General features: G+C 60.4%; 20 protein-coding genes. 6 read left to right on the forward strand and 14 right to left on the reverse strand.

What is annotated here, in order from left to right:
• Positions 1 to 44: 44 nt before the first annotated feature.
• The 5 genes from AWB64_RS03485 to AWB64_RS03505 form a co-directional block, all read right to left on the reverse strand.
• Positions 45 to 1,061: a Tim44 domain-containing protein gene (locus AWB64_RS03485; protein ID WP_060817247.1), complete on the reverse strand. Its 1,017-nt coding sequence runs from the start codon at positions 1,059 to 1,061 to the stop codon at positions 45 to 47.
• A 26-nt stretch (positions 1,062 to 1,087) separates the two neighbouring features.
• The gene (gene ubiE, locus AWB64_RS03490; RefSeq protein WP_060817248.1) at positions 1,088 to 1,819 is read right to left on the reverse strand and encodes a bifunctional demethylmenaquinone methyltransferase/2-methoxy-6-polyprenyl-1,4-benzoquinol methylase UbiE; all 732 of its coding nucleotides are present in this window, start codon (positions 1,817 to 1,819) and stop codon (positions 1,088 to 1,090) included.
• Positions 1,820 to 1,912: 93 nt separating this feature from the next.
• Complete coding sequence (locus AWB64_RS03495) at positions 1,913 to 2,323, reverse strand: gamma-butyrobetaine hydroxylase family protein (RefSeq protein ID WP_060817249.1); 411 nt, start codon at positions 2,321 to 2,323, stop codon at positions 1,913 to 1,915.
• Positions 2,324 to 2,350: 27 nt separating this feature from the next.
• On the reverse strand, positions 2,351 to 2,782 hold the full coding sequence (locus tag AWB64_RS03500) for an HIT family protein (RefSeq protein WP_060817250.1): 432 nt from the start codon (positions 2,780 to 2,782) through the stop codon (positions 2,351 to 2,353).
• A 35-nt stretch (positions 2,783 to 2,817) separates the two neighbouring features.
• Complete coding sequence (locus tag AWB64_RS03505; RefSeq protein WP_060817251.1) at positions 2,818 to 6,909, reverse strand: DUF3683 domain-containing protein; 4,092 nt, start codon at positions 6,907 to 6,909, stop codon at positions 2,818 to 2,820.
• 1,131 nt (positions 6,910 to 8,040) lie between these two features.
• Here AWB64_RS03505 and ilvA point away from each other — a divergent pair.
• From ilvA to queF, 3 genes are read left to right on the forward strand one after another with little or no spacing between them, the layout of a single operon-like run.
• Positions 8,041 to 9,564 (forward strand): threonine ammonia-lyase, biosynthetic, encoded by a 1,524-nt coding sequence (ilvA, locus tag AWB64_RS03510; RefSeq protein ID WP_060817252.1) that lies wholly within the window; start codon positions 8,041 to 8,043, stop codon positions 9,562 to 9,564.
• A gap of 7 nt (positions 9,565 to 9,571) precedes the next feature.
• The gene (locus tag AWB64_RS03515) at positions 9,572 to 10,477 is read left to right on the forward strand and encodes a 5'-nucleotidase (protein ID WP_060817253.1); all 906 of its coding nucleotides are present in this window, start codon (positions 9,572 to 9,574) and stop codon (positions 10,475 to 10,477) included.
• The gene (queF, locus tag AWB64_RS03520; RefSeq protein ID WP_060817254.1) at positions 10,474 to 11,301 is read left to right on the forward strand and encodes an NADPH-dependent 7-cyano-7-deazaguanine reductase QueF; all 828 of its coding nucleotides are present in this window, start codon (positions 10,474 to 10,476) and stop codon (positions 11,299 to 11,301) included. The genes AWB64_RS03515 and queF overlap by 4 nt, the downstream gene beginning before the upstream one ends.
• Before the next feature lie 51 nt (positions 11,302 to 11,352).
• On the opposite strand, the gene AWB64_RS03525 is transcribed toward queF, so the two are convergent.
• The 3 genes from AWB64_RS03525 to AWB64_RS03535 are packed head-to-tail and all read right to left on the reverse strand — an operon-like array spanning position 11,353 to position 14,139.
• Entirely contained in the window at positions 11,353 to 11,733 is a 381-nt protein-coding gene (locus AWB64_RS03525) for a RidA family protein (RefSeq protein WP_060817255.1), read from the reverse strand.
• 17 nt (positions 11,734 to 11,750) lie between these two features.
• Entirely contained in the window at positions 11,751 to 13,232 is a 1,482-nt protein-coding gene (locus AWB64_RS03530) for an N-acyl-D-amino-acid deacylase family protein (RefSeq protein WP_060817256.1), read from the reverse strand.
• Position 13,233: 1 nt separating this feature from the next.
• Positions 13,234 to 14,139: a MurR/RpiR family transcriptional regulator gene (locus tag AWB64_RS03535; RefSeq protein WP_060817257.1), complete on the reverse strand. Its 906-nt coding sequence runs from the start codon at positions 14,137 to 14,139 to the stop codon at positions 13,234 to 13,236.
• Positions 14,140 to 14,296: 157 nt separating this feature from the next.
• Between AWB64_RS03535 and AWB64_RS03540 the strand changes: the two genes are divergently transcribed.
• Positions 14,297 to 15,571 (forward strand): amino acid deaminase, encoded by a 1,275-nt coding sequence (locus tag AWB64_RS03540; RefSeq protein ID WP_060817258.1) that lies wholly within the window; start codon positions 14,297 to 14,299, stop codon positions 15,569 to 15,571.
• On the opposite strand, the gene AWB64_RS03545 is transcribed toward AWB64_RS03540, so the two are convergent.
• Together AWB64_RS03545 and AWB64_RS03550 are read right to left on the reverse strand one after the other, a co-directional pair.
• A complete protein-coding gene (locus AWB64_RS03545) occupies positions 15,568 to 16,038 on the reverse strand; it encodes a MarR family winged helix-turn-helix transcriptional regulator (RefSeq protein ID WP_060817259.1) in 471 nt (156 codons plus the stop codon). The genes AWB64_RS03540 and AWB64_RS03545 overlap by 4 nt on opposite strands.
• 49 nt (positions 16,039 to 16,087) lie before the next feature.
• Complete coding sequence (locus tag AWB64_RS03550; RefSeq protein WP_060817260.1) at positions 16,088 to 17,686, reverse strand: MDR family MFS transporter; 1,599 nt, start codon at positions 17,684 to 17,686, stop codon at positions 16,088 to 16,090.
• A 103-nt stretch (positions 17,687 to 17,789) separates the two neighbouring features.
• Between AWB64_RS03550 and AWB64_RS03555 the strand changes: the two genes are divergently transcribed.
• Positions 17,790 to 18,632 carry an EcsC family protein gene (locus tag AWB64_RS03555; protein WP_060817261.1) on the forward strand — a complete coding sequence of 281 codons (843 nt, stop codon included), beginning with the start codon at positions 17,790 to 17,792 and terminating at the stop codon, positions 18,630 to 18,632.
• Between the two features lie 4 nt (positions 18,633 to 18,636).
• Here AWB64_RS03555 and AWB64_RS03560 read toward each other — a convergent pair whose 3' ends face one another.
• The 3 genes from AWB64_RS03560 to AWB64_RS03570 all read right to left on the reverse strand — a co-directional run bounded on the left by AWB64_RS03560 (position 18,637) and on the right by AWB64_RS03570 (position 21,399).
• Complete coding sequence (locus AWB64_RS03560) at positions 18,637 to 19,572, reverse strand: alpha/beta hydrolase (protein ID WP_060817262.1); 936 nt, start codon at positions 19,570 to 19,572, stop codon at positions 18,637 to 18,639.
• Between the two features lie 51 nt (positions 19,573 to 19,623).
• A complete protein-coding gene (locus AWB64_RS03565) occupies positions 19,624 to 20,079 on the reverse strand; it encodes a CHRD domain-containing protein (protein ID WP_060817263.1) in 456 nt (151 codons plus the stop codon).
• A gap of 183 nt (positions 20,080 to 20,262) precedes the next feature.
• The gene (locus AWB64_RS03570; protein ID WP_060817264.1) at positions 20,263 to 21,399 is read right to left on the reverse strand and encodes a porin; all 1,137 of its coding nucleotides are present in this window, start codon (positions 21,397 to 21,399) and stop codon (positions 20,263 to 20,265) included.
• 471 nt (positions 21,400 to 21,870) lie between these two features.
• Here AWB64_RS03570 and AWB64_RS03575 point away from each other — a divergent pair, with 471 nt between their 5' ends.
• Complete coding sequence (locus AWB64_RS03575) at positions 21,871 to 22,791, forward strand: LysR family transcriptional regulator (protein WP_060817265.1); 921 nt, start codon at positions 21,871 to 21,873, stop codon at positions 22,789 to 22,791.
• 32 nt (positions 22,792 to 22,823) lie between these two features.
• On the opposite strand, the gene AWB64_RS03580 is transcribed toward AWB64_RS03575, so the two are convergent.
• Entirely contained in the window at positions 22,824 to 26,912 is a 4,089-nt protein-coding gene (locus AWB64_RS03580) for an ATP-binding protein (RefSeq protein ID WP_244163922.1), read from the reverse strand.
• Positions 26,913 to 26,958 lie beyond the last annotated feature (46 nt).

Consider the following 26,958-nt stretch of genomic DNA (forward strand, 5'->3'; position numbering starts at 1 on the left):
GCGGGCAAGCCTCGACGCCCGGCTTCCCGTGCCTGGCCGACGTGTCAGCTAACTTGCTGAATCCCGGCCAGCAGCCAGCCTTCGTTGCCATACTTCTGCTTCGACAGATTCCAGATCTCGACGAACGGCTCGGCCGCAGCACCTTCCGTTTCGCGAATCAGACCATGGAAACGCACGCTTGCGAGGCTTTCCGTACCGCGATCTTCCACGCCAAGAAGATCGGCGTTGAGTTGCACGACGTCGGTGCGGTTTGGCTGCGTACCGCGTGCATCGATATCGAGCTTCACTTCAGCGAACATTTCCGGCGTGGTGAATTCGCGGATGTCAGTCGAATTGCCGCGATCCCATGCGTCCTGCAACCGCACGAAATACACCTTCGCGTTGCGCAGGAATGCGTCGGTATCGAAACCGGATGGCACGGCGACTTGCGGCGCTGCTGAGTCTACAGGGCTCGCGTAGCTCTGGGCACTCGACGGACCGTAACCGCCGGGCGCCGACGGCGGAACATAGCTCGGCTCCGGTTGGTTCAGACTCGTGCGAGCTGTGCCGCCAAACGGCGACCCCGCACCGGCGCTGGCGAAAGCCGGCGTTGCACCCTTCCTGCGGTTCATGATGAAGCGGAAGATCATCACGGCAGCCAGGACGATCAGCGCAATCATGATCATGTTCGCCATGGCGCCGGCGAACGCGCCGCCCAGGCCGAAATGCGACAGCAGCGCCGCGATACCCAGACCTGCTGCAAGGCCAGCGATCGGTCCCATCCAGCGATTACGCGCAGGTTGCGCTGCGCCAGCGGCTGGCGCCGCGGCCGGCGGCGCGGCGCGCTGGGCATTCGCGGCCTGCCCTTGCTGCATGGACTGCGACGGCGGCGTGGCTTGATGTTGTTGCGTCGCCGTGCTGGATTGACGGCCAAAGCTGCGGCCGCCGCCCATGCGGCGCGCCTCAGCGTCTTCTGTTACCAAGGCGCCGGCCATGATTACGCCAGCCAGCGCAACGACCCCGGCTTTCCTGAATAACGACTTCAGGAAACCCCGAGTTTGGGGTAAGCGCGAATCGGACATTTCGAATCCTTTTAAAAAGTGGAACACTAAAATTTGGTCCCGACGTGTAACGCTACCACGCCACCTGACAAATTGTAATATTCGACTTGATCCAGGCCCGCGCGTTCCATCATTGTTTTTAAAGTTTCCTGGTCCGGATGCATTCGGATCGACTCCGCGAGGTAACGATAGCTATCCGCATCTTTGGCTATCTTGTCGCCAAGCCACGGCAAGATCTTGAAACTATACAGATCATAGGCTCTTTTTAGTGGGTCCCACACCTTGGAAAACTCCAGAACCATCACTTTGCCCCCTGGTTTCACAACCCGGTACATTTCCGCTAACGCACCATCTTTGTGCGTCATATTACGAAGTCCAAAGGCAACTGTAATAACATCGAAATAATTGTCCGGGAACGGGATCTTCTCTGCATCGCAGATCAAGGTGGGCGTGATTACGCCCTTGTCGAGCAGGCGATCACGGCCAACGCGAAGCATCGACTCGTTGATATCCGTATGCCAGACCTCGCCTTTTTCGCCCGCCTGCTTGGCGAAGGCTTTCGCCAGGTCGCCCGTCCCGCCTGCCAGATCGAGGACCTTGTAACCCGGGCGCACCTTCGCCTGACCAATCGTGAACAGTTTCCACGCGCGATGCAAACCGCCCGACATCAGGTCGTTCATCAGGTCGTAGTTGCTTGCGACGGAATGGAAAACGCCCGCTACCTTTTTCGCTTTTTCTTGTTCGTCGACCGTTTCAAAACCGAAGTGGGTCTTGCTCATCGCGTTTGTCCTCGCCTTAATTCGTAGTGGCTGCGCTCTTCAAAGCTTGCAGCCATGCGCTGCGGCAAATCGCCGCTGCAGTATAAAAATCGGTCAGTGGCAGTGTCCGCCGGACGCTTTTTGCGGCATTGGCGTGTCGCGGTCGACGCCCGCCGCTTCCAGTTTGCCCAGATACTCCGCCCACAACGCGTCCTGACGCACCGCGAGGTCGTACAGGATGTCCCACGAGTAGATGCCGGTGTTGTGGCCATCGGAGAAAGTGAGTTGCAACGCGTAGTGGCCCACGGGATCGACCGAAATAATCGATACATCGCGCTTGCCGGTCTGCAGGGTTTCCTGTCCGGGACCGTGCCCCTGGACTTCGGCCGACGGCGAATATACGCGCAATAGCTCAAACGGCACACGATACGTCTGATCGTTCGCGTATTGCAACTCAAGCGCGCGCGTCCTGGAATGCACGACGATGCCGGTTGGAATCGGCGTTTGTTTGGTAAGTCCGCTCATGCTGAGCCTTTATTTGAAAGTCTTGGGCTATGGCCCGAAAGCCGCCGCCATTTCGCTGCGCACAGCGTCTCGCAGCAACGTGGCCTGAGCACGGCGATTCGATAACAGCGCGTACGAGACCGTGCGCTGGCGCGGCGCCCAGATGGGCAACGGGAACCGGGAATCGTTGGAATGGCGGGGAATGACGTGCCAGTGGACGTGAGGAACCTGGTTGCCCAGGCTCGCCAGATTCACCTTTGCGGGTGAAATCACGCGCCGGATCGCCCGCTCGACGCCGTTGACCGCCGACATCAGCTTCGCCCGCTCGGTGTGATCGAGGTCGGACATCTCGGCTACGTGCGCCGTCCAGATCACGCGGCAAAAGCCCGGCCAGTCGGGCTCGTCGGCGAGGACCACGCGCAATGCGTCGTCCGACCACAAGACTTCGCCGCCGTCTTCACGACAAAAGACACAGTCCATCGTATTCCTCTAGCGAAACAAACCCTGGTTCGCTATTACACCAGCACGCGCTCGATCCCGCCATCGTTGGCACGCGCGACGTAATCTTCCATCCAGCTCGCGCCGAGCACCTTGCGGGCGATTTCCACGACGATGTAATCCGCCTCGATATTCGCGTCCTCGTTGTACCGCGACAACCCCTGCAGGCACGACGGACAGCTCGTGAGAATCTTGACGTCGGTTCCGGTGGATAACGCGCCGTCTCCTGCTTTTAGCACCGAACCCGGCGCGGCGCCCGCCGATCCTGCCGACGCGTTGGCCAGATTGATGCCATTTGCGCCCGCTTCGGCCACGAGCGGAATGTCGCGCAGCTTCGCCGCGCCCTTGCGGATTTCCTCTTCCTTGCGAAAGCGCACCTGCGTGGAAACGTCCGGACGCGTCACCGCGAGCGTGCCCGATTCGCCGCAGCACCGGTCGTTCTTTTCGATCTTGTAGCCATCGTGCGCCGAACCCATGATGTCGTTCACCAGCTTGACTGGATCCATGGTCTTGATCGGCGAATGGCACGGGTCGTGATACATGTAGCGCGTGCCGCTCACGCCTTCCAGCTTGATGTTCTTCTCAAGCAAAAATTCGTGGATATCGATGATCCGGCATCCCGGGAAGATCTTCTCGAATTCGTAACCTGCAAGCTGGTCGTAGCACGTTCCGCACGACACCACCACGGTCTTGATATCGAGATAATTCAGCGTATTGGCCACGCGATGAAACAGCACGCGGTTGTCGGTGACGATCTTCTCGGCCTTGTCGAATTGTCCCGAGCCGCGTTGCGGATAACCGCAGCACAGGTATCCGGGCGGCAACACCGTTTGCACGCCTGCTTCCCACAACATGGCCTGCGTCGCGAGGCCGACTTGCGAGAACAAACGCTCCGATCCGCAACCCGGGAAATAGAACACGGCTTCCGTATCGGACGTGGTCGTTTTTGGATTGCGGATGATCGGGACGATCTTGTTGTCCTCGATATCAAGCAGCGCGCGCGCCGTCTTCTTCGGCAAATTGCCCGGCATCTTCTTGTTCATGAAGTGGATGACCTGCTGCGTCACCGCCGGCTTGCCGACCGTTGCGGGCGGTTTGGCCGTCTGCTTCTTCGTGAACTTCTTGAGCACGTCGTTGCCCAGGCGCTGTGCCTTGTAGCCCACGCCCATCATTGCCGTGCGCGCGAGGTTGATGGTCTGCGGGTTCGTGGCGTTGAGGAAGAACATCCCCGCCGCGTTGCCCGGATTGAACTTCTTCTTGCCCATCTTGCGCAGGAGGTTGCGCATGTTCATGGTGACATCGCCGAAATCGATCTTCACCGGGCACGGCGTCACGCATTTGTGGCAGACCGTGCAGTGATCGGCGACGTCGTTGAATTCGTCCCAATGCTTGATGGATACACCCCGGCGCGTCTGCTCTTCATACAGGAACGCCTCGACCAGCAGGGAGGTAGCCAGAATCTTGTTGCGCGGGCTGTAAAGCAGATTGGCGCGCGGCACGTGCGTGGCGCAGACCGGCTTGCATTTGCCGCAGCGCAGGCAATCCTTGATGGAATCGGCGATTGCGCCAATATCCGATTGCTGCATGATCAGCGATTCATAGCCCATCAGCCCGAAACTCGGCGTGTAGGCGTTGCGCAGATCCGCGCCCGCGAGCAGCTTGCCCGCGTTGAAACGGCCATTCGGATCGACGCGCTGTTTATACGCGCGGAATTCGCCGATTTCGTCTTCGGTCAGGAATTCCAGCTTCGTGATGCCGATGCCGTGTTCGCCCGAAATCACGCCATCCAGGTCGCGCGCGAGCTTCATGATGCGTGCGACCGCGACGTGCGCGTCCTGCAGCATTTCGTAGTTATCGGAGTTGACGGGGATGTTCGTGTGCACGTTGCCATCGCCCGCGTGCATGTGGAGCGCAACAAACACGCGGCCGCGCAGCACCGTCTTGTGGATGTTCTGCGCTTCTTCGAGGATCGGCTTGAACTCCCCGCCATTGAAGATATGGCGCAATTCCGCGCGAAGTTCCTGCTTCCAGGAAATGCGGATGGTGCGGTCCTGCGCGACATCGAATACGCGAACGCCTTGCTGCGAATCCACGCGATCCGCGAATTTCTCGGCAAGACTTTCATAGCCGAATTGAACCAGATAATGCTGCGCTTCGCGCAACGGCATATCCAGCTTTTCGCCGACGAACGTCCAGCGTTCGCGCACGCGCTTGAGCAGATCGAGCGCTTGCTGCACGCGGTCTTCGAGCAACTCGGCGCTCGGAATTTCGTTGGCGTCGTCGCTCTTGCCGAGCGGCAGCTTGCCTGCCTTGAAAAACGTTTCGAGCGCATCGACGAGTTGCAGCTTGTTCTTGATCGACAGCTCGATGTTGATGCGCTCGATCCCGTCCGTGTATTCGCCCATGCGGTTGAGCGGGATCACGACGTCTTCGTTGATCTTGAACGCGTTCGTATGCTTGGCGATGGCCGCCGTGCGCGAGCGATCCAGCCAGAAACGCTTGCGCGCCTCGGCGTTCACTGCCACAAACCCTTCGCCGCTCTTGCCGTTTGCCATGCGCACGACTTCGGACGTGGCCTGGGCGACCGCATCGGGATCGTTCCCGACAATGTCGCCAATCAGCACCATCTTTGGAAACGCGTTGCGCTTGCTCTTGGTCGCGTAACCGACTGCGCGCAAATAGCGTTCGTCTAGATGCTCGAGGCCGGCGAGGATCGCGCCGCCCTGCTTCGACGTCTCGAACAAATAATCCTTGATCTCCACGATGCTCGGAATTGCATCGCGCGCCTGGCCGAAAAACTCGAGGCAGACGGTGCGCGTATGGGCGGGCATCTTGTGCAGGATCCATCGCGCCGATGTGATCAGGCCGTCGCAGCCTTCCTTCTGCACGCCCGGCAAACCCGACAGGAACTTGTCCGTCACGTCCTTGCCGAGGCCTTCCTTACGGAACTTCGCGCCGGAAATATCCAGCGATTCCGTGCGCAGCAGTTTTTCGCCCGGCGCGCGGGTTCCGTCGAACCAGTCGAGCCGGAAACGCGCCACGGGAATGTCGTGAATCTTGCCGAGGTTGTGATCCAGCCGGGTGATTTCGAGCCAGTTGCCTTCCGGATCGACCATCCGCCACCAGGCGAGGTTATCCAGCGCCGTGCCCCACAGCACGGCTTTTTTGCCGCCGGCGTTCATCGCGACATTGCCGCCCACGCACGATGCATCCAGCGAAGTCGGGTCGACGGCAAACACGAAACCAGCCTGTTCGGCCGCCTCCGTTACACGCCGTGTCACGACGCCCGCGCCCGAGAAAATGGTCGCGACCTTGCCGTCGACGCCTGGCAGGTCCGTCATTTCGACGGGACCGAGTTGCTCCAGCTTTTCAGTATTGATGACGGCGGCAAACGGCGTGAGGGGAATGGCGCCGCCGGTGTAGCCCGTGCCGCCTCCGCGCGGAATCACGGTCAGTCCGAGCTCGAAGCACGCCTTGATCAGGCCGGCGATTTCGGCTTCCGTGTCGGGCGTGAGCACGACGAACGGATATTCGACGCGCCAGTCGGTGGCATCGGTTACGTGCGAAACGCGCGACAGGCCGTCGAACTTGATGTTGTCTTTCTCGGTGACCTTGCCGAATACCTTCGATGCCTTCTTGCGCAGATCGTAGGTCTGCTCGAATTCCGTCTTGAAGTCTTCCACTGCCCGGCACGCGGCGCTGATCAGCAATTCCACGCGCGTGGCGCGGTCGCGGCCGGCGTCGTCCTGATGCTCTGAAAGATCGGCTTTGCGGCGTTTTTCGATATCGCCCAGCCGGTGATTCAGGGCTTCAATCAGTAATGCACGGCGTTTCGGGTTGTCGAGCAGATCGTCCTGCAGATAGGGATTGCGGCGCACGACCCAGATGTCGCCGAGCACTTCGTAGAGCATGCGTGCTGAGCGGCCCGTGCGGCGCTCGCTGCGCAGATGGGCGAGCGCGGCCCAGGCTTCTTCGCCGAGCAGGCGGATCACGATTTCGCGATCGGAGAACGATGTGTAGTTATAGGGAATTTCGCGCAGGCGCGGCTCGGTATCCAGGGCCACGGCATGCGCAGCGCCGTTCGGATCGAAGGCTTGGGGTGCGTTCATATTCGACAGTTCGGTGGGCCGGCGCCCGTGCTGTTGGAAGCAGAAGCAGCGAAATAGCCGGCATTGCGCGGGGAAGCGCAGTTTTTCGAGTGAAACTTTTTTAGTGAAGGTGTTCGCCGGTAGCGGGTCACGAGCGATGCACAGCCTTCGAAGGTACTGGAATCAGCGCCACGATCGCGCGTTTAATTGCGCAGCCGCGCGGGTGGTGCGGCACAGCGCGCTGCGCTCGGGTTGAGCGTTGCGGGGAACATGCGGTGAGAGGCCGATCCGGCAGCGCCGTTGCATCTTCCGATCCTGTATCGAAAACACGGATTCTAACCCATCGGGAGGGTTGTCGTTTGCACTCGGTTTTGGGGTGAAAAGGTTTTGGGGCGGGCGTTTTTGGTTGGGGATTGGGGGGCGGGCGGGGTCCTGCTGCCTAGGCCTTCGCGCGTTCCCTGTTCGTTGGTCCTTTTTAGCACTGTTAGCCACTGTCCGTGGCGGGACTTCATTTCTTTTTCCAACGGCGAAAAAGAAACGAAGCAAAGAAAACGCCTTCCAACCGCGAATTCTTAAGGAGACCGAGCGTGCAGTGATATCTGCTTGGGACTTCAAAAGAACCCTCGACGCCATAACCACCACCACCTGAAACCCTCCCCCTCCGTATCCCTACATCCACACGCTTCGCCACCAGCGCCCTCGGGCAAGCACATAACCCACGGAACCAGTTCGGCCAAACACCCCGTCGCGCGAAGCGCGGCGCGCTTTCCTGTTGACGGCTACTCACACTGGTGGCGAAGCGTGTGGGTATCCGTGAACGAAGAGGGGGGTTTCAACTGTGCGGGGTTATTCGCTGAGCGTTCTTTTGAAGTCCCAAGCAGATGTCCGTGCACGCTTGGTCTCCTTAAGAGTTAGCGGTTGGAAGGCGTTTTCTTTGCTTCGTTTCTTTTTCGCCGTTGGAAAAAGAAATGAAGTCCCGCCACGGACAGTGGCTAACAGTGCTAAAAATATCAACGAACAGGGAACGCGCGAAGGCCTAGGCAGAAGGACCCCACGCCGTTCCCCCAAAAGCGCCAGCAAAAACCCCATCGGCTATGATTACCCTTTCCGCAAAACCTCGGCGCGCAAAGCCGCGCGCAAAACGGCTCAAGAATGTCTCCCCCTGACTACCTGAAAAAAGTCCTGACCGCCCGCGTCTACGACGTCGCCCGCGAGAGCGAACTCGAACCCGCCCGCAATCTGTCCGCGCGCCTGCGCAATTCGGTCTACCTGAAACGCGAAGACAACCAGCCCGTGTTCTCGTTCAAGATCCGCGGCGCGTACAACAAGATGGTGCACCTCCCCGCCGATATCCTCGCGCGCGGCGTAATCACCGCCTCGGCCGGAAACCACGCCCAAGGCGTAGCGTACTCAGCCACGCGCCTGGGCTGCAAGGCGGTAATCGTCGTACCGGTCACCACGCCGCAAGTGAAAATCGACGCCATGCGCGCCTTCGGCGGCCCAACCGTCGAAATTGTCCAGCACGGCGAATCGTATAGCGACGCCTACGGCCACGCCGTCAAGCTCCAGGAAGAACGCGGCCTGACTTTCGTCCATCCGTTCGATGACCCCGACGTCATCGCCGGCCAAGGCACCGTCGCCATGGAAATCCTGCGCCAGCATCAAGGCCCGATCCACGCAATCTTCGTCCCCATCGGCGGCGGCGGACTCGCAGCGGGTGTCGCGGCGTACGTGAAAGCGGTGCGCCCGGAAATCCGCGTGATCGGCGTCCAGTCGGTCGACTCATGCGCGATGAAACAATCCATCGCCGCTGGAGTTCGCCTCACGCTGGCCGAAGTCGGCCTGTTCGCCGACGGCACCGCAGTAAAACTCGTCGGCGAAGAGACGTTCCGGATCTGCCGGGAACTGCTCGACGAAGTCGTCACCGTCGACACCGACGCGCTCTGCGCCGCCATCAAGGACGTTTTCCAGGACACGCGCAGCGTGCTGGAACCATCGGGTGCGCTGGCGGTTGCGGGCGCAAAGCTCTACGCCGAGCGCGAAGCGCTGGAAGCGAAGACGCTGATTGCCATCACGTCGGGCGCGAACATGAATTTCGACCGCATGCGGTTTGTCGCGGAACGGGCGGAAGTCGGCGAAGCGCGCGAAGCGGTGTTCGCCGTGACCATTCCTGAGGAGCGCGGCAGTTTCCGGCGTTTCTGCGAACTGGTCGGCACGCGCAGCGTGACCGAGTTCAACTACCGGATCGCAGATTCGAACGCGGCCCATATCTTCGTCGGCGTGCAGATCAAGGCGCGAAGCGAAGCCGTGCAGATGGCCAATGCGTTTATCGAACACGGGTTCGATACAGTCGATCTCAGCCACGACGAACTCTCGAAGCAGCATATCCGCTATATGGTCGGCGGCCACTCGCCGCTCGCCCACGACGAACGTCTGCTGCGCTTCGAATTTCCCGAGCGTCCGGGCGCGCTGATGAAATTCCTTTCATCGATGGCGCCCAACTGGAATATCAGCCTCTTCCATTACCGGAATCAGGGCGCGGACACGAGTTCTATCCTGGTCGGCATCCAGGTGCCGCAGTCGGATAACGCTGCGTTCGGGCAATTCCTCGCCTCCCTGGGCTATCAGTGGTGGGACGAAGGCGCAAACCCCGTCTACAAACTGTTCCTCGCCTGACGCGCGCATGGCGTTCACGCTCGACGACAAGCTCGTGGTCGCGATTTCGTCGCGGGCGTTGTTCGATTTCGAAGAGGAAAACAAGGTCTACGAAGCAGGCGACCTGCGGGAATACGAAGCGCTGCAGCGCTCGCGGCTGAACGTTCCGGCCAAACCGGGCGTCGCGTTTTCGCTGATCGAGAAATTGCTCGCGCTCAACGTGGACGGCGAACGGCGCGTGGAAGTCGTGATCCTGTCACGCAGCGATCCCATCAGCGGCTTGCGCGCGTTCAGTTCATGCAAGGAACACGGCCTTGCAATCGAACGCGGCGTGTTCACGCGCGGCGAGTCGCCCTTCCGATACCTGGAACCGTTTCGCGCGTCGCTGTTTTTATCGGCGAATCCGGTCGATGTCCGCGACGCCATTGCCGCTGGATTTCCCGCCGCGACCGTGGTTCCGCGAGCGCCGCTGGCCGCGAGCCGGTATCCTGACGAAATCCGTATCGCGTTCGACGGCGACGCAGTCCTGTTTTCGGACGAAGCCGAGCAGGTCTTCCAGGCGCAAGGATTGCCGGCTTTCGTGGAACACGAAGTCGGCAAGAAAGATCTGGCTTTGGCTAATGGGCCGTTGAAGCCGTTGCTCGAAGCGCTTCACAAGCTGCAAAACCTCAGCCACGAAGCAACGCGGATGCGCATCCGCACAGCGCTCGTCACCGCGCGATCCGCGCCCGCGCACGAGCGCGCGATCCGTACACTGATGGCCTGGAACATCGAAATCGACGAAGCGATGTTTCTCGGTGGATTGAACAAAGGCCCGTTCCTGGCCGAGTTCGAACCCGACTTTTTCTTCGACGACCAAATTGGCCATATCGAATCGGCCCGCGTCGTGACGGCGACCGGGCATGTACCGAATGGCATATCGAACGCATCATGACACCAGAACAATCTTCCCTTGGTAAGCCGGTCCAGTACCGCGCACACTACGATCCGACGCTGCTTTTTCCCATCGACCGGGCGTCGGGCCGCGCGGCAATCGGGCTCGCGGCGCAGTCGCCGTTTTTCGGCACGGACATCTGGAACGGCTACGAGCTTTCGTGGCTCAATCGCAAGGGCAAGCCGCAGATCGCGGTGGCGACGTTTATCGTGCCAGCGGATTCACCGAATATTGTTGAGTCGAAGTCGTTCAAGCTGTATCTGGGATCTTTCTCGCAGACGGCTTTTGATTCCATCGATGAAGTTCGTGCCTTGATTCGCAAGGACGTTTCAGCGCTTTGCGGCGCGAATGTTTCGGTTCAGCTTGTCGCGCCTTATGAGTTTGGCGTGAAGCTGAAAATGGAAGAGTTCGAAGGTTTGTCGCTGGATCGGCTCGATCTGGACGCGGACATTTATACGCCCGATCCTTCATTATTGAGCGCGGCAGTTGGTGAATCGCCGGTCGATGAAACGGTCTTTTCCAATCTGCTGAAATCGAATTGTCCTGTAACCGGTCAACCGGACTGGGGCAGCGTGCAGATTCGTTATGTCGGCGCGCCGATCGATCACGCTGGTTTGCTCCGGTACATTATTTCGTACCGTGAACACACTGGTTTTCATGAACTTTGCGTCGAGCAAATCTTCATGGACATCATGCGCGAATGCAAGCCGGAACGCCTCGCCGTCTATGCGCGATACACACGGCGCGGGGGACTGGATATCAACCCGTTCCGCACCAATTTCAATCTGCCGCTGCCGGATAACGCGCGGCTGGCGCGGCAGTAAGCTTTTCGCGCTGGGGAACCACACAACCGTTCACCAGCGCGGATAAAACCCTCAGGCTTTCTTGTAAGCCACGCAATCCACTTCGACCTTGCAATCGATCACCATCGACGAAACCACGCAAGCGCGCGCCGGCGGATGTTCGCCAAAATACTCCCTGAATACCTTGTTGAACGATGCAAAGTCGCGTGGGTCGTCGAGCCAGACACCGCATCGCACCACATGCTCCGCGCCATATCCGGCTTCCTTCAGAATCGCAAACACGTTCTGAATCGCCTTGTGCGACTGGGCGACGATTCCGCCTTCGATCACTTCGCCGTTTTCCATCGGCGTCTGGCCTGAAACAAACAACCAGCCATCCGCTTCAACAGCACGCGCGAACGGCATGACCGCGCCGCCTTGTCCTTTACCGCCTTCCACGCCATATCGTTTCATTGTCAAAATCCTCGAAGTTAAAAATGCCCGGACGCGTCGAGTTTGGAATCCTCGCCACGCGCCACGAAATGTCCCGCCCGTTGTCCCGTCACCGCGCCATCCAGATACGACAGCACGCCATTCACCCAAACTGCATCGATACCGTCCGCCGTCTGGCGCGGCTCCGCGAACGTCGCGGTATCGCGAACCTTGTCGGCATCGAAAAGAACGAGGTCCGCGTGATATCCCACCTTCACGAGACCACGCCCATTCAGTCCAAACCGCCGCGCCGATAACCCCGTCATCTTGCGCACCGCCTCCTCCAGCGGCACGAGCGACGTGTCGCGCGCGTAATGCCCAAGCACGCGCGGAAACGCGCCCCACAAACGCGGATGTGGCAACGGATCGTTTGGCAAGCCATCCGAGCCGACCATGGTCGCCGGATGCGACAGGATCCGCCGCACGTCGTCCTCCGACATGTTGTGATACACCGCGCCGGCCGGCTGCAGGCGCTTGCCCGCCTCCTGCTGCGTGACTTGCCACTCCGCGGCGGCTTCGGAAACCAGCTTGCCCGCCATCTCGGGATGCGGCGTGGACCACGTAATGGTGATGTCGATATCGCCGGTAATTTGCTTCACATCCAGCGTCGATGAACTCCTGTTGTACGGGTAACAATCGCATCCCACCGGCTGTCCGTCGCGCACCTTGTCGAGCGATTTCAGGACCTCCGTGCTGCGCCCCCAGTTTGACGGCCCCGCGCACTTCAAATGCGAGATCACGACTGGAACGCGCGCATGTTTTCCCACGCGATACGCCTCGTCCATCGCGTCGAGAATCGCGTCGAATTCCGTGCGCATATGCGTGGTGTACAGCGCACCGGCGTTCGCCAGCGGCTCGGCGAGCGCCATCACTTCTTCAGGCGGCGCATTGAACGCCGATCCGTACGCAAGGCCGCTGCTCAGCCCGAGCGCGCCATGCGCCAACGCCTCTTCGAGTTGCGCGCGCATGCCACTGATTTCTTCCGCCGACGCCCCGCGATCCAGCCGGTCCATATGGTTGTTGCGCAGCGCCGTGTGCCCGATCAACGCGCCCACGTTCACGGCCGGACGCGCTTCATTTACAGCATCGATGTACGCGGCGAATGTCGGATACTGAAAGTCGCCTTGCGCGCCGAGCAGATTCATCGGATCGGGTGGATCGCCCTTCAGCGTCACGGGCGACGCGCTGATGCCGCAATTGCCGACAATCACCGTGGTCACGCCTTGCGAGATCTTCGGCAGCATCTGCGGCGAGCGGATCACGTGAGTATCGTCGTGCGTGTGGACATCGATAAAACCCGGCGCCAGCACGCGCCCGTCCGCCTCGACCACGTTCTCTGCGGTCCACTCATCGAGCGCGCCGATGGCCGCGATCTTCCCGTCCTTCACCGCCACGTCGAGCTGAACAGCGGGCGCTCCCGTTCCATCGATAACCCGTGCGCCCTTGATCAGGGTATCGGCGTGTTGTTGATCCAATGCCATTTCAGTCTCCCAAAGGCTGGCGTTCGTCGCTGCCGCCGCGATACGCGTCGAGCGCGTGTTTCATGCGCCGCAAAAGCTCGCGGCTGGTGTCGCCCTGCTTCACGGCAAGTTCGGTGACGAGCAGGTCGAGCGCCATCAGCATTGCGTATCGCGACGTTGATGGCTTGTAGATGAAGTCCGTTTCGTTCGCGATGATCGGGATAAGCCAGTCGGCCAGTTGCGCAAGCGGCGAAACCGGCGCGGTCAGCGCGATCACGCGCGCGCCGTATTCGCGCGCGATGCGGCAACTGTCGACCATCTCGGGCGTGTTTCCCGTCACCGACAACGCCACGACCACATGCTCCTTCGACAGCGTCGCGGCAACCATCCGCTGCAGCAGACCATCCTGATACGACGCCACGGGCCGGCCCAGCCGCACCAGCCGGAACCGCATTTCATCGGCGAGCGCGGTCGATCCGCCGCCCATGCCGAAGACGTAGATCATTTGCGCGTCGGCCAACGCGTCGGCGGCCGCGCCAATGGGCGCCGCCTGCAACGCGCCGCGATTGTGCGCGAGCGTGGTGTGGATATCGTCGAAAATGCGGGAAGCGAGGGAATCGGGCAGTGCGTCCGTGTCGCTATCTTCATGCGCGCCGCGCAGAAAACGCTGGCCGACCGCCGCCGCTTGCGCCAGACGCAGCTTCAGTTCCCGCACGTCCTCGCAGCCAACCGCCTTTGCAAAGCGCGTCACGGTCGCGATGCTGACCGCCGCTTTCTTTGCGAGCGCTCCAATGCTCGCGCGCGAGGCGCCGGTCAGATCGTCGAGAATGAGCGCGGCGACCTTGCGCTCCGCCACGCGCAACTCGGGCGCGCGCTCGGCAATCCGGGCGACGATATCGAATGCTGGCGGTTCGGACGACACGTTCATGAAACTCCTTTTGCGTAGGCTTGCGGAGCGTGGTACTAAATAACAATTTATCAGGCATCGTACTTTCTGTACCATGAGCGAGTCAATCTCGAATATGCATGTATCGGCTTAAAAGAACCACGTGGCGACATACAAACGAACGATGGAGTAGCAGCACATGAAAGTTACAAACTATCAGACAGCGACAATCGATCCTTTCGGCAAGGGTCTCGGCATGGTTCCGGGAGTCAGCGTCCACCTGGCCGACGCCGCGCGCCTCGACTGGAATCTGCTCGATGAAGACGTGAGCCTGCCCGCCGCCGTGCTGTACGCGGACAACATGGAGCACAACCTGAAGTGGATGCAGGCATTTGTGGCCGAATACGGCATCAAACTCGCGCCGCACGGCAAGACGACCATGGCGCCGCAATTGTTTCGCCGCCAGCTCGAAGCCGGCGCGTGGGGCATCACGCTCGCGACCGCGCATCAGGTTCGCGGGGCGTATCGCGGCGGCGTGCAGCGCGTGTTGATGGCCAATCAGCTCGTCGGCAAACGCAACATGGGCATGATCGCGGAACTGCTCACCGACCCGAATTTCGAGTTTCATTGCCTCGTGGATTCGGCGGACAACGTGGATCAGCTCGGCGCGTTTTTCAGCGATGTGAACAAGCAGATCAACGTGTTGCTGGAACTTGGCGTGGAAGGCGGCAGAACCGGCATTCGCGACGACGCGCAGCGCGACGAGGTGCTTGCCGCCATCGCGCGCTGGCCGGATACCGTGAAGCTCACCGGCGTGGAACTGTATGAAGGCGTGCTGCAGGACGAATCGAAGGTGCGCGCTTTTCTGCAGCACGCCGTGGACGTGACGCGCTCGCTCGTCGCGCAGGGCAGGATTGAGCGTAAGCCAGCGATCTTGTCAGGCGCGGGGTCCGCCTGGTACGACGTGGTAGCCGACGAATTCGCGAAAGCGAACAGCGACGCCATAGAAGTGATCCTGCGTCCGGGCTGTTATCTGACGCACGATGTCGGCATCTACAAAAAAGCGCAGAACGAGATTTTCGCGCGCAATCCGATCGCGAAAAGGATGGGCGAAGGGCTGAAACCGGCGCTGCAATTGTGGGCTTACGTGCAGTCGATTCCGGAGCCGGATCGCGTGATCATCGGTTTGGGAAAACGCGATGCGGCCTTCGACGCCGGCATGCCCGAACCCGCCCGCCATTTCCGTCCCGGCACGCAACTGCCGCGCGACGTGACGCCCGGCGAAGGCTGGGAAATCTTCGGCATGATGGACCAGCACGCGTACTTGCGGATCAAGCCGGGCGATGACATCAAGGTCGGCGACATGATCGCGTTCGATATCTCGCACCCGTGTCTCACCTTCGACAAATGGCGTCAGATCCTGATCGTCGATGCGAAATATCGCGTGAAGGAAGTGGTCGAAACAGCGTTTTAAGCGTTGTCGTCGAGGGTGGCGGTTTCAGAACTTGCACTCGACGCAACCTCGATGATGCGCTGCTCGAGCACACGCAGCGCGCCCGAAAGCGCGGTGATGGCTTCGTCGGGCAGCGTTGAAAGCGTTTCATGCAGAAACGCATTGCGGCGCGGCAGACCGGCGTTCACGACCGCGCGGCCTTCATCGGTCAGGATCACGTTGGAAATGCGGTTGTCGCGCTGATCCACGCTGCGTGCAATCCATCCGAGTGCCTCAAGCGTCTTCAGTTGCCGCGTGAGCGCGCCCGGATCGACGCGCAGCCGCTCGACCAGTTTTTTCTGCGACAACTCGCCCGAGTGTTCATGCAGCGCGAGCAGGATGCGCCAGCGTGGCATCGGCTGGCCGACTTGCGACTCGAACGCCTGCATGAACACACGATAAGTGCGTCCAAATTGCTGAATGACCGCGATGCGTTCCGTTTCGTCCATGCTGATTGATTCCCTGCTTCGCGTGAATGCCGTGCGTCCGGCAATGACTTCATTCGGCCATGACGGCCGGTTCCACCTTCGCGCCCTTCAGCCGCAACGGCGGCACACGCCGCGATTGCCACACGGCCACGACCGCAACCACCGCCGCCACCGCAATACCAATGTGGATCGCCGCAACCAAAGATTCACGCGCCGACTCCAGCAGCGCAACGCCGTTGTGACCAGCCGCCACGAGTTGGGATAACAACGTGGTTTGCGCCTCGTGGTTGATGAGAATTTGCGGATCGCTGAGATCGCCGAACCAGTGGCTGGCGTTGTCTTTATCGAGTGCAAGCTGCACGCCGCTCGCGTAAAGATGCGTGATCAGCGTGCCGGTCAGCGCCGTGCCGACCATCCCGCCAATCATGCGCAGCGACTGCAGCAACGCCGTCGCAATGCCCAGGTGTTCGCGCCCCGCCGTCAATTGCGCGAACACGGTCAGGTTCGGCATCACGAAACCAAGACCCATGCCACCGAGCACCATGAATGCCATCAGGAGCGGACGTGGCATGGCGTGCGTTGCAATCACCACGCCAAGACACGAGATCGCGAGCAACGCGAAGCCCACGTAAAGCATGGCGTTGGGATTCTTCACACGCGTCACGATCCGCCCGTTCAAAATACTGCCGATGGTAATAAACACCACCAGCGGCGTGATGATCAGCCCGGCGTCTTTCGGCGACATGCCGAACCCGCCCTGAAACAGCAGCGGCGCGTAGAACAACAACGAAAACATGGTGAAACCGCCAAGAATCGCCAGCGTGAACAGCGCGGAAAGGCTCTTGTTGCGGAACATATCGATGGGAAGAATGGCGTACTCGCAGCGCCGTTCCCACTTCCAGAGCGCGTAGCCACCCGCAACACTCACCACCAGCAGCGCCAGCGTTCCTGCTGAAACGCCGTGCTTCGGCAACATTTCGACAAACAATTGCAGCGATCCAAGCACAATCGCGATCAGGCCCGCGCCTTGCCAGTCAAGTCGCATCTTGCCTTCATGCTTGATGTGCCGAAGGTGCGGCAGGAAGCGCCAGACGAAAAACACGGATATCAGGCCAACGGGCAAGTTGACGTAGAAAACGGAGCGCCAGCCGTAGTATTGGGTCAACACTCCGCCCAGTGACGGCCCGACAGCGTTCGCAATGCCGAATGCCGAGCTCATCATGACTTGCCATCGAAGGCGCACGACGGAATCGGGAAACAGATCGGCAATGCAGGCGAACGCGGTTCCGACCAGCATGCCGCCGCCAATGCCTTGCAGGCCGCGCGCGAGCACGAGAAACAGCATGTTGTTGGCCATGCCGCAGAGCGCGGAAGCCGCGGTGAAAACAACAATGGATGCAATCACGAACGGCTTGCGTCCGTAATAATCGCCGAGCCGCCCGAAGATAGGCACGGTGATAACCGATGTCAGCAAGTAGGAGGTCGCGACCCACGCGTACAGATCGAAGCCCTTGAGTTCGGCCACGATAGTCGGCAACGCCGTGCCGACCACGGTTTGATCGAGCGCGACCAGCATGGTCACGAAGCAGATTCCGAGCATCGCCATGAGCGATTCTCGGAAAGGGAGCACTTGTCCCGCGGAGTGATGCGCGGCAGTATGAACGGCCATTTTTGATACCGCAATGATTGACTTGTCAACAGACTGGGAATCATAGCACGCGATATTGTTCTAAATCAAAGCCTGAATCCTTCCTGGACCTTTTGAAAACATCATGGAACCGACGCCAATCTCCGCCTCGCCCCTTTCTCCGGAAGACCTGGCGACCTTGCGCCGCGCCAAGGAAGCGCTGGAAAGCCCGTCTCTGACTATGAAACTCGCGAGCGTGGTCGGCTCGCCTATTGAAAAGCTGATGGCACGCATGCCGAACGTCGCACAGGAAAAAATCGATGACGCCACGCAGGCCGCGCTCAAGAAATGCCTGCAACTGGCGCTGCGGACCTTGAGCAAGAGCACCGTGGAAGGGGTTTTATTGCCGCCCGAGAAGCCGCATAACCTGATGCACAAGCTTGCCGTGGCGACAACTGGCGCGGCGGGCGGCGCATTCGGGTTGTTTGCATTGCCGGTGGAATTGCCGGTCACGACCACGTTGATGTTCCGTTCGATTTGCGACATTGCGCGCAGCGAAGGCGAAGACATTCATCTCATCGATACCCAGTTGCAGTGCCTGATGGTCCTCGGCATGGGCGGCCCCAGTTCCAGCGACGACAACGCCGATATCGGCTATTTCATCGTGCGCGGGACGCTGGCGCAGTCGGTATCGAAGGCGACGAGCGAGATTGCGACGAAGGGATTGAGCGGGCACGGCTCGACCGCATTGCTCAAGTTCCTGCAGACGGTGGCGTCGCGCTTCTCGGTGCAGGTCAGCGAGCAGGTCGCAGCCAAGTCGATTCCCGCAATCGGCGCCGTGCTTGGAGCCATGGTCAACACGGTGTTTATCGATCACTTCCAGCAGATGGCGCACGGGCACTTCACGGTACGGCGGCTCGAGCGCCAGTATGGGCAACTGGCGGTGGAGCGCGCGTTTCAGATCATCGATATTTCGGGCGGGCGGTGAGGCATCAGGCCGTTTCGAGCTGACGGACAGCGATCCTGCGGACGAACCTTGCGGCGCGCTCCAGCGCCCGATTCGCTTCCGGCACAAAAGGCGCGAACATCTGCAACGCGTGCGGCATGTTCGGCAAGACTTCCAATTCCACGCTTACGCCCGCCGCTCGCGCTTTCTCGGCCACGCGCGTGGAATCATCGAGCAGCACTTCCGTGTCGCCTGCCTGAATGAAAAGCGGCGGCAAGCCCTCGAAGCGTCCATATAACGGCGATACATACGGGTTGCGCACATCGGCGCTTCCTGTGTAAAGCTTGCCCGCCGGCGCGATTGCGCGACCGTGGAACATGTCGTCGCGGTCATCGTTGGTCGTGATCGATGCACCCGTTGCCGCCAGATCCGTCCACGGCGAGAACACCACGGCGCCCGCCGGCAGCGGATCACCGGCATCACGCAACGCGAGCAGCACGGCGAGCGCGAGACCGCCGCCCGCCGAGTCGCCGGCAATGACCAGCGACTGCGGCGACACGCCATCGGCAACGAGTTTTCTGCATGCCGCCAACGCGTCATCGAGCGCAGCCGGAAACGGATGCTCCGGGGCGAGCCGATAATCGAGCGAAAAGATGCGTGCGCCGGAGCGCCGGGCAAACGCAAACACGAGATTGCGATGCGTCGCGGGCGAGCAAAAATAATATCCGCCGCCGTGCAGATAGAGAATCGTGATGTCCGGTGTAATGCCCGGCCGCATTTCGGGCGAAAGCCATTCGCCACGAAGCGGCGCGTCGTTATCGGCGTACCGTTCTTCAAGATGCCAGCCGCGCGGGACCTTTGGCGACCACGCACGTTTCGATGTCATTGCGCGTGCCCGGGCAACATCGATACCCGGCGTTGCAGTTGCAGGGCGCATCTTGTGCCGCAAGACCCAACACATCAGCGCGCTTTGCCAACTCATGGACGATCCTCGTTTTTATATAAACCGGTGGTTTTTCGGGCGCGCGCCTTGTCAATCAGCGGGCCTGACCTGGCCGCGGATCTCGCCTGTCGGGTTCTTCTCGGTGTGGATGTTGAAGTAGTACTTGCCGGCCATCAGCTCGATCGCTTGTTCGTCGGAGAGCGTCGCCTCTCCGTTGATTGGACTTGGCAACGCATTTTTATCGATGGCGATCTGCACCTTCGCGTTCTGCCCGACCGGCGCGGGCCCGTGGAAATGCGCCATGGTCGCCGGGCCCGACAAGTCCGCGTAGGTCACGTTCCATTGCAGCGTTCTGGTGGTGGTGTCGAAAGTAGCTTTCAGGACTCCGTGCCCTTTGCTCACGCGCGGCGGCACTTCGCTCGACGGTTGCAGATTGGCCTGCAGTGCGACGCTATCGGCGAACGCCGATGTTGACACTAGCGACACAAACGCAAAGGCCAGACTTGCAAGGCGTTTGATTGGCAACGATCCGGATCTCGTGAACATTTTTGCTCTCTCGTAAATGACCCAATCAGCCGATGAGTGGTCTGTCTCATCGATTGGTCATAGTAGAACATTTTTGCTGCGGGCTTATCTACGCGCGCCGTCGAAAGAGCCTGAAGTGCCAAAACGAGAAAAGGCGCCCGAAGGCGCCTTTGCTTAAAGCACAAAACTTACAGCGTTACAGCATTAGAAGCGGTGACGAAGACCGGTCGAAACCACAACCTGGTTGCCGTGCGCTGCGGGCGCGTTCGAACCAAACACTTGGGCTGCTGCGCCATTCTTTGCGAGTTGCACCACGCCTTCAGCATAGATGTCGGTACGCTTGGACAACGCGTAGTCCGTCTGCAGACCGACTTGATGGAAACGTGCGTGGTCGTTGTTATCCGCCGTCGGGAGGTAGCCCTTGACGTCCGTGTACGTGTAGGCGGCACCGACTGCCAATGCCGGCGTCAGTGCATAGCGCGCATTCAACTCATAGTTGTTGAAGCGAACCGTGGAGTCTCCGCCCACGAACTGGAAGCGGCTTTGCGTCCATGCACCACCCAACGTCACCGGGCCGATAGCATAGTTGGCGCCGACGCCGTATGTACGTTGAGTCTGGCTGGGAAGGAAGCTTTCGGTTACAGCGCCCGCGGTGTTGCTGGTGGTATTGGCTGTGGCGAGCTTGCCGGAGCTGTTCTGCATTTGCAAGTAAGCAGCAGCAATCTTGAACGGACCGTTCGCGTATTGCATACCGGCGCTGTAGGCGCGGTTGTCAGCAAATCCGCCTGCTTCGTTGGAGAAACCATAGAGGCCGCCAAACGTCAGGCCCGAATAGTTCGCGCTCTGGTACTTGACCGCATTGTTCACGCGGAACGAGTTGTTCGTGTTGTCATTGTCGAACGGATGCGAGAAGTACGTACCGCCCCAGCTACCGTTAGCCGTCATCGGTCCAAGGTAGTCAACCACGGAGTCGTACTGACGACCAAGGGTTACCGTGCCGAACTGAGCCGTCGAGATACCGGCGTATGCCTGACGGCCGAACTCCCGACCACCTTGCAGCGACGAACCGTCGCCCATGCTGAATCCGCTTTCCAACGTGAAGATCGCCTTCATGCCGCCACCGAGGTCTTCGGCGCCGCGCAAGCCCCAGCGGCTTCCGTTGATGTTGCCGCTCGACAGGCGGAATGCTGGGGCACTACCCTTGTCCGCGCGCGTCGTGACCTCGTTGTTCACATAGGTGAAGCCAGCATCGATAAGGCCGTACAGCGTGACGCTGCTTTGCGCGTTAGCGGCGGTCGCAAAAGAAGCGGCTACGGCCGCAACGATCAGGGTCTTTTTCATGGTTGATCCTTTTAATGAGTCTGACGACTCGACTGGTTGCATAACGCGACGCCTTCCTGCATGACATCAAGGCGACTCGTCTCCGGTCTTTCCCGGACACCGCGATTCGGCTGAACAAAGTTTAGGGCGCTGGCTTTTAAGCAGGCCATCGATGCAGACACAAAAGGCTTTTTAAATAAGTCGAAAAATGAGATTTCCGATCGTGCAAACGCTTGTCACGTCAGGCTTTTCCGCTATCTCGATTTAACATCTGGATACCTAATTAGTTATGCACGTTGCACCGTTGCGACAGTAGCAACCGCACGACACAACCATGCTTTCCACCGCTTTCGGCTTATTCCTATTTCTTGGATAACTTCATGCGAATAACATCGCTCACGCGAGTGGTGGACCATGAAAACCGCTCGGCGCAAGTCTTTCCCGCCCTGGAGCGCAGCACAATCGGGGTGACTTTGTGAGCTTCGGTAGTCAATGAATCATCTGCAAGCCATGCGCGTTTTCGTGAAGGTCGCTGAAACCGGGTCGTTCGGCCGGGCTGCGGCTGCGCTCAATCTCTCGAATGCGGTTATCACGCGGTATGTGGCGTTGCTCGAGGTGCATCTCAACACGCGGCTGCTCAACCGCACCACGCGCAGCGTGTCGCTTACCGAAGCAGGCGCGTCTTATGCGGAAGGCTGCCGCGCGGTCATCGAACAGGTAGAGGCAATTGAATCAACGGTGTCGCAAACATCGTTCGATCCGTCCGGAACGTTGAAGCTCGTGGCATCGGCGTCGTTTTCGTTATTCGGGCTCACGCCGCTGCTCTGCGAGTATCGCGAGGCATTTCCCAACGTGAAAGTGCGGCTCACGGTGTTGCACCGGCCTGTCGACCTGGTGGACGAAGGTTTCGATGTCGGCATTGTCGTGCCGCGCATGGTCAACAGCGGCACACTGATCAATCGTCCGTTGTTCAAGGTAACGCCCGTTATTGTCGCCGCGCCAGACTATCTCGCGAAACACGGCATGCCACTACGCCCCGCCGATCTCACCGCGCACGTGTTCCTGTCGCCATCCGCGGACATACACGGCGCCACCTGGTCGTTCACGAGCGCGGCGGGCGAAGGCGAAGATATCGTCATCGACCCGGATTACACGGTCAACAATTCGCAAATGCTGCGGCAGGCCGCGCTTTCCGGAATGGGTATCACCGCGCTCCCGGAAAGCCACGTCGCAGATGATCTCCAGAGCGGTACGCTGCTTCGCCTGCTGACCGATTACGCAGTCAATAACGCCGACAAGGAAGTGTCGCTGGTATATCCGGGACGCCGGCATGTGTCGGCGAAAACGCGATCGTTCGTGGACTTCACGATCGCTCATTTCAGGAAAGATACGGCCGTGGGCGCGCTGTTCTAAGCGCGTCACATAAACAGAAAACGCAAACGCGATCACGCGATCGCTGCGCACTGTCCTTCTATGATTTCCAGCAGCATTTCGCAGCGCGCGATTAGCAACGCGCCGTCTTCGTTTCGACGCGCGGCGGGTTTGTCTAGAAGATCGCGCCGGAATACATCGAGCGCCAACTGCAACGGACGATACTGCAACACGCTCGCCGCCCCGATCACCCGATGATGCCATTCGCGCAATTGCGCCACGGAACCGCCGCTGTCAAGCAGCGACCGCAACGTGCGGAGATCGTCTCGAAACGACGATACAAACGCATCGAGCAACGCCTTCACGGTAGCCTCGCTGCCCCACAGTTGGGTCATGTAGCCAAGATCGAGTTCATCGGTTTCAGCGGGCGCCGCGTGTAAGGCCGTGTCCGGATCCGGCTTTACGATTTCATCGGCGTCAGCCGCAGACGATGCGTTTTCCATCACGCGCCACCGGTTCAAATGGTCGCGCAACGTAGCCAAACGGGTTGGTTTGACGAAGCAATCGTCCATGCCGGCATCGCGGCACATGGAGAGTTCTTCGGGCGCCGTGCTCGCGGTGATTCCCAATATAGGCAATCTCTTCGACAGTCCCAGTTCGCTCGCTCGCACGCGCCGCGCCAGCTCGTAGCCGGTCATGTTCGGCATATGGCAGTCGGTAATGAGGAAACCATAATGTCCATGTTTCAGCGCCGCGAGCGCTTCAACGCCATCCGGCACAATGTCGCAAGCAAATCCAAGCAGCGATAGTTGATGACGGATCAACTCCTGGTTCACCGGATGATCCTCGGCTACCAGCACGAGCCGCCCTGTGCGAATGGCGCGCTCGCGATCGGGCGCTTCTATGTGGGTATCCATACCGCGCGTTGCGCGCGAAACGATCTGCGGCAGCCCGGTCAACGCAGCCACGCACGCCGCGCCCAGGCCTCGCCATGAAATCGGATTGACGCTCACGCGAATGTCGTCATCGAGAATTCGATAACCCGTTGGCTTGGGCTTCTCGGTGACGTGGATCACGCGCGTTTTCAACGGCAGCGCTTCCTCGTGCGCGTCGCTGAGAAACACCAGGTCGATGCCACTGAAGGTTAACGGATCACGTAGTGCAGGGTCGTCGCGGGAATAGATGGTGAGATCGAGGCCCAGCGCCTGCCCGTAATCAACGAGTGCACGCGCCACGCGCGGATCGTCGATGGCAATGATGCCGCGCTTGCCGCGCAATCCGTCGATCTGATAGCTCTGCGTTTCGACGGGCATGGCGAGCCGCACGGTCATTCGCGTGCCGACACCCAATTCGCTTTTCAGCTCGAGTGTCCCGCCCATCAGTTCGACAAGCTTGTTGCAGATCGTAAGACCGAGCCCCGTGCCGCCAAAGCGGCGTGTGGTTGAAGTTTCAGCCTGCACGAACGGCTCGAAAAGGCTCGCCTGCGCGTCGGCCGCAATGCCGATGCCTGTATCTTCAACGCTCAACTCCACCGTCTGCACGCCGAACGTGCTTTCGACCAGATTCACCGATAGCGTAACCTCGCCTTTCATCGTGAACTTGATGGCGTTGCTCAGCAGGTTGAACAACACCTGACGCAAGCGCACGCTGTCGCCGCGCAAACTCGCAGCCACATCCGGCGCCACCGCCACGCGCACGCGCAAGCCTTTTTCGTGCGCGCGCCCGGCGAGCAGGCCGACAGCGTTGTCGACGAGTTCGCGCAAGTCGATCGGCATTGATTCGATAGCGAGACGCCCTGCCTCGATCTTCGAATAGTCAAGCAGATCGTCAAGGATCTGCAGCAACGCGCTCGCCGAATCCTGGATCATGCCAAGCATCTGCGACTGGTCCGGATTGAGCGGTGTGTTCTCGAACACTTCCACGAGTCCGAGCACGCCGTTCATTGGCGTGCGGATTTCGTGGCTCATCATGGCGAGGAAATCGTCTTTCGCGCGCGACGCCGCTTCGGCCGCATCGCGCGCCGCAGCGAGTTCGTCGGCGCGCGCGCGCTCAATGCTTGCGTCGACCCAATAGCCGTTCCACACCACGGCGCCATCGGCCTCCCGATGGGCGACGAGATCGGCGCGAATCCAGCGGCGACCTTCGTCCACGATCGAGCGGAATTCCGTGTGGACCGGCTCCAGCGTCAGCGCGGAACGCTCGATTGCGTCCCGCACGCCGGGCTTGTCTTCAGCGTGAATCACGCTTAGCCCGGCGACCTGGTCGTTGCTCAACGTCGAAAGATCGAGACCAAACAAATGACGTGTATCGCCGCCGACGTACGGAAAGCTATACGTGCCGTCCACCGCGCGCCGTAGCTGAAACACGACGGCCGGAAGCGAACGCGTGACATCGTGCAACCGGAGCTCGTTCTCACGCGCGCGCATTTCGGCGTCGCGGATATCGGTGATGTCGATCATCGTGCCGACCGCTCCGGCCATTGCGCCGTTCGCCGCCTTGAATGCACCGGTCCAGAAAAGCCCGTGACGCAATGCCCCGCGACGATCGTGAAAGGTGATTTCAACCTGTTCGCGCTGCCCGTTCGTGAGGCTCTGATCAATGAGATCGTGCAGGCGCTTGCTGTCTTCGACGCCCCAGACCTGAGCCTCGAGCGTCGTGCGTCCAATAATGTTCTCCCGCCGCACGCCCAGCGTTTCTTCGAACGCGCGATTCACCGCGATATAACGGTTCTCCAGATCCTTCGCGACGAGCGGATACGGCACCACCTCCATCATGGTTTGCTGGAAGCTCAGTTGCGTCGCGAGGCGCTGCTCCGTATCCACGCGCCGCGCCATTTCGCGCTGAAGGAGGACGAACGCGCGCAACGTGACGCCGAGGATCACGGCGATGGCAATCAGCGCCGGCAGCAAACGCATGGCGCTGACACTCCATCCGCTAGACGAAGGATCGAAGGCGGCCTGGCGTGCCGACAGGATCTTTTGCTTGTCGACTGCGGGCATGGCTATCAGCGCGCGCTCAATAAGCGGCGCGAGCCGGCGGAATTCGGGACGCAGTGCGAAGCCGATATGTTCGAACTCGCCCGCCGGCCCGATGATCCTTAGTTGATCTTCGTAACGCGCGGCGAGCGCGATATCCACAGCGGCAAGATCGCCAACGAACACATCCGCTTCGCCGCGCACGACGCGGTCGAGCCCCGCCGTCAGGTTCGGCGCGACGCTGAACACCGTATTCGACGGAAGATTGCCAAGCCGGCCGCTTGCGGCGAGCCGCGCTGTCACAACAACACGCCGCGACGACGCCTCGCCAATGCTAGCGGGCGCCACTTCCCCCTGGCGCGCGACCATTACGAGCGGATAGCTTTCGACCGGCCCGGTCACTATGCCGCCAGCCAGCCGCGGTGTATCGCGGCTGGTCGTGGCGATCACGTCGACCCGTCCGCTCACAAACGCGTTCGACACAGCGGCCCAATCCGGATACACGCGGTGATCGAAATCGATATCGAGCGCCTTCGACAAATATGCCGTGTACGCCAGCGCAATTCCGCCCGTCTGGCCATTGGAATCGGCGTAAGTAAACGGCGCCCACGTGCTGTCGACGCCCAGCACAAGAGGCGGCAGCGAGCGCAGATAGGCGCGTTCGTCGGCGCTCAGGTTCAGAACCGGAGCCTGGTCAGATATCTCGCCAAGTCGCGATGCATCTTGCGGCCATCGCGCCCGGAGTTCTTCAATACGCGCCGGACCCAACTTTGCCAGCCGCCAGTTCAGGTCGTCGCGTAACGCGGTGCGGCCGAGCGGCACGGCAAAACGCGCCTCGCTATTGGCCAGGTAAGGAGCGGTAAACGTCAGGCACCAGTTTCTGTCGTCCACCCGCGTCACGTCGACAACGATGTCGACTTCGCCGTTGCATGCGGCGTCGATCAGGCTCGCCATATCCGGATAGATCCGCGAATCGAGGCTCGTGTGCGGACCCGCCAACTCGCGCAGGACATCCACGCTGACGCCAACCGGTTTTCCGTTGGCGATCGTCGCCGTTTTCGCGGTCCCCTTTGCGAGGACACCCACGGTAAGCGTCGAATAGTGCTCCAGCGATTGTTTGGCGTGCTCCGCGCGCAAGGGATCGGCCCATGCGACGGTTCCCGTCATGACCAGGACGAGGAGCGCCATCAGGCGAACCACGCGGACTATCCACGAAGCACGCATGGCGCACGGC

This window comes from Caballeronia sordidicola, assembly GCF_001544455.2.
GTDB lineage: Bacteria > Pseudomonadota > Gammaproteobacteria > Burkholderiales > Burkholderiaceae > Caballeronia > Caballeronia sordidicola.

Coding starts and splice junctions, on each gene's coding strand:
- AWB64_RS03485 (WP_060817247.1), bottom strand. CDS start 1,061: ATGTCCGATTCGCGCTTACCCCAAACTCGGGGTTTCCTGAAGTCGTTA.
- ubiE (WP_060817248.1), bottom strand. CDS start 1,819: ATGAGCAAGACCCACTTCGGTTTTGAAACGGTCGACGAACAAGAAAAA.
- AWB64_RS03495 (WP_060817249.1), bottom strand. CDS start 2,323: ATGAGCGGACTTACCAAACAAACGCCGATTCCAACCGGCATCGTCGTG.
- AWB64_RS03500 (WP_060817250.1), bottom strand. CDS start 2,782: ATGGACTGTGTCTTTTGTCGTGAAGACGGCGGCGAAGTCTTGTGGTCG.
- AWB64_RS03505 (WP_060817251.1), bottom strand. CDS start 6,909: ATGAACGCACCCCAAGCCTTCGATCCGAACGGCGCTGCGCATGCCGTG.
- ilvA (WP_060817252.1), top strand. CDS start 8,041: ATGTCTCCCCCTGACTACCTGAAAAAAGTCCTGACCGCCCGCGTCTAC.
- AWB64_RS03515 (WP_060817253.1), top strand. CDS start 9,572: ATGGCGTTCACGCTCGACGACAAGCTCGTGGTCGCGATTTCGTCGCGG.
- queF (WP_060817254.1), top strand. CDS start 10,474: ATGACACCAGAACAATCTTCCCTTGGTAAGCCGGTCCAGTACCGCGCA.
- AWB64_RS03525 (WP_060817255.1), bottom strand. CDS start 11,733: ATGAAACGATATGGCGTGGAAGGCGGTAAAGGACAAGGCGGCGCGGTC.
- AWB64_RS03530 (WP_060817256.1), bottom strand. CDS start 13,232: ATGGCATTGGATCAACAACACGCCGATACCCTGATCAAGGGCGCACGG.
- AWB64_RS03535 (WP_060817257.1), bottom strand. CDS start 14,139: ATGAACGTGTCGTCCGAACCGCCAGCATTCGATATCGTCGCCCGGATT.
- AWB64_RS03540 (WP_060817258.1), top strand. CDS start 14,297: ATGAAAGTTACAAACTATCAGACAGCGACAATCGATCCTTTCGGCAAG.
- AWB64_RS03545 (WP_060817259.1), bottom strand. CDS start 16,038: ATGGACGAAACGGAACGCATCGCGGTCATTCAGCAATTTGGACGCACT.
- AWB64_RS03550 (WP_060817260.1), bottom strand. CDS start 17,686: ATGGCCGTTCATACTGCCGCGCATCACTCCGCGGGACAAGTGCTCCCT.
- AWB64_RS03555 (WP_060817261.1), top strand. CDS start 17,790: ATGGAACCGACGCCAATCTCCGCCTCGCCCCTTTCTCCGGAAGACCTG.
- AWB64_RS03560 (WP_060817262.1), bottom strand. CDS start 19,572: ATGAGTTGGCAAAGCGCGCTGATGTGTTGGGTCTTGCGGCACAAGATG.
- AWB64_RS03565 (WP_060817263.1), bottom strand. CDS start 20,079: ATGTTCACGAGATCCGGATCGTTGCCAATCAAACGCCTTGCAAGTCTG.
- AWB64_RS03570 (WP_060817264.1), bottom strand. CDS start 21,399: ATGAAAAAGACCCTGATCGTTGCGGCCGTAGCCGCTTCTTTTGCGACC.
- AWB64_RS03575 (WP_060817265.1), top strand. CDS start 21,871: ATGAATCATCTGCAAGCCATGCGCGTTTTCGTGAAGGTCGCTGAAACC.
- AWB64_RS03580 (WP_244163922.1), bottom strand. CDS start 26,912: ATGGCGCTCCTCGTCCTGGTCATGACGGGAACCGTCGCATGGGCCGAT.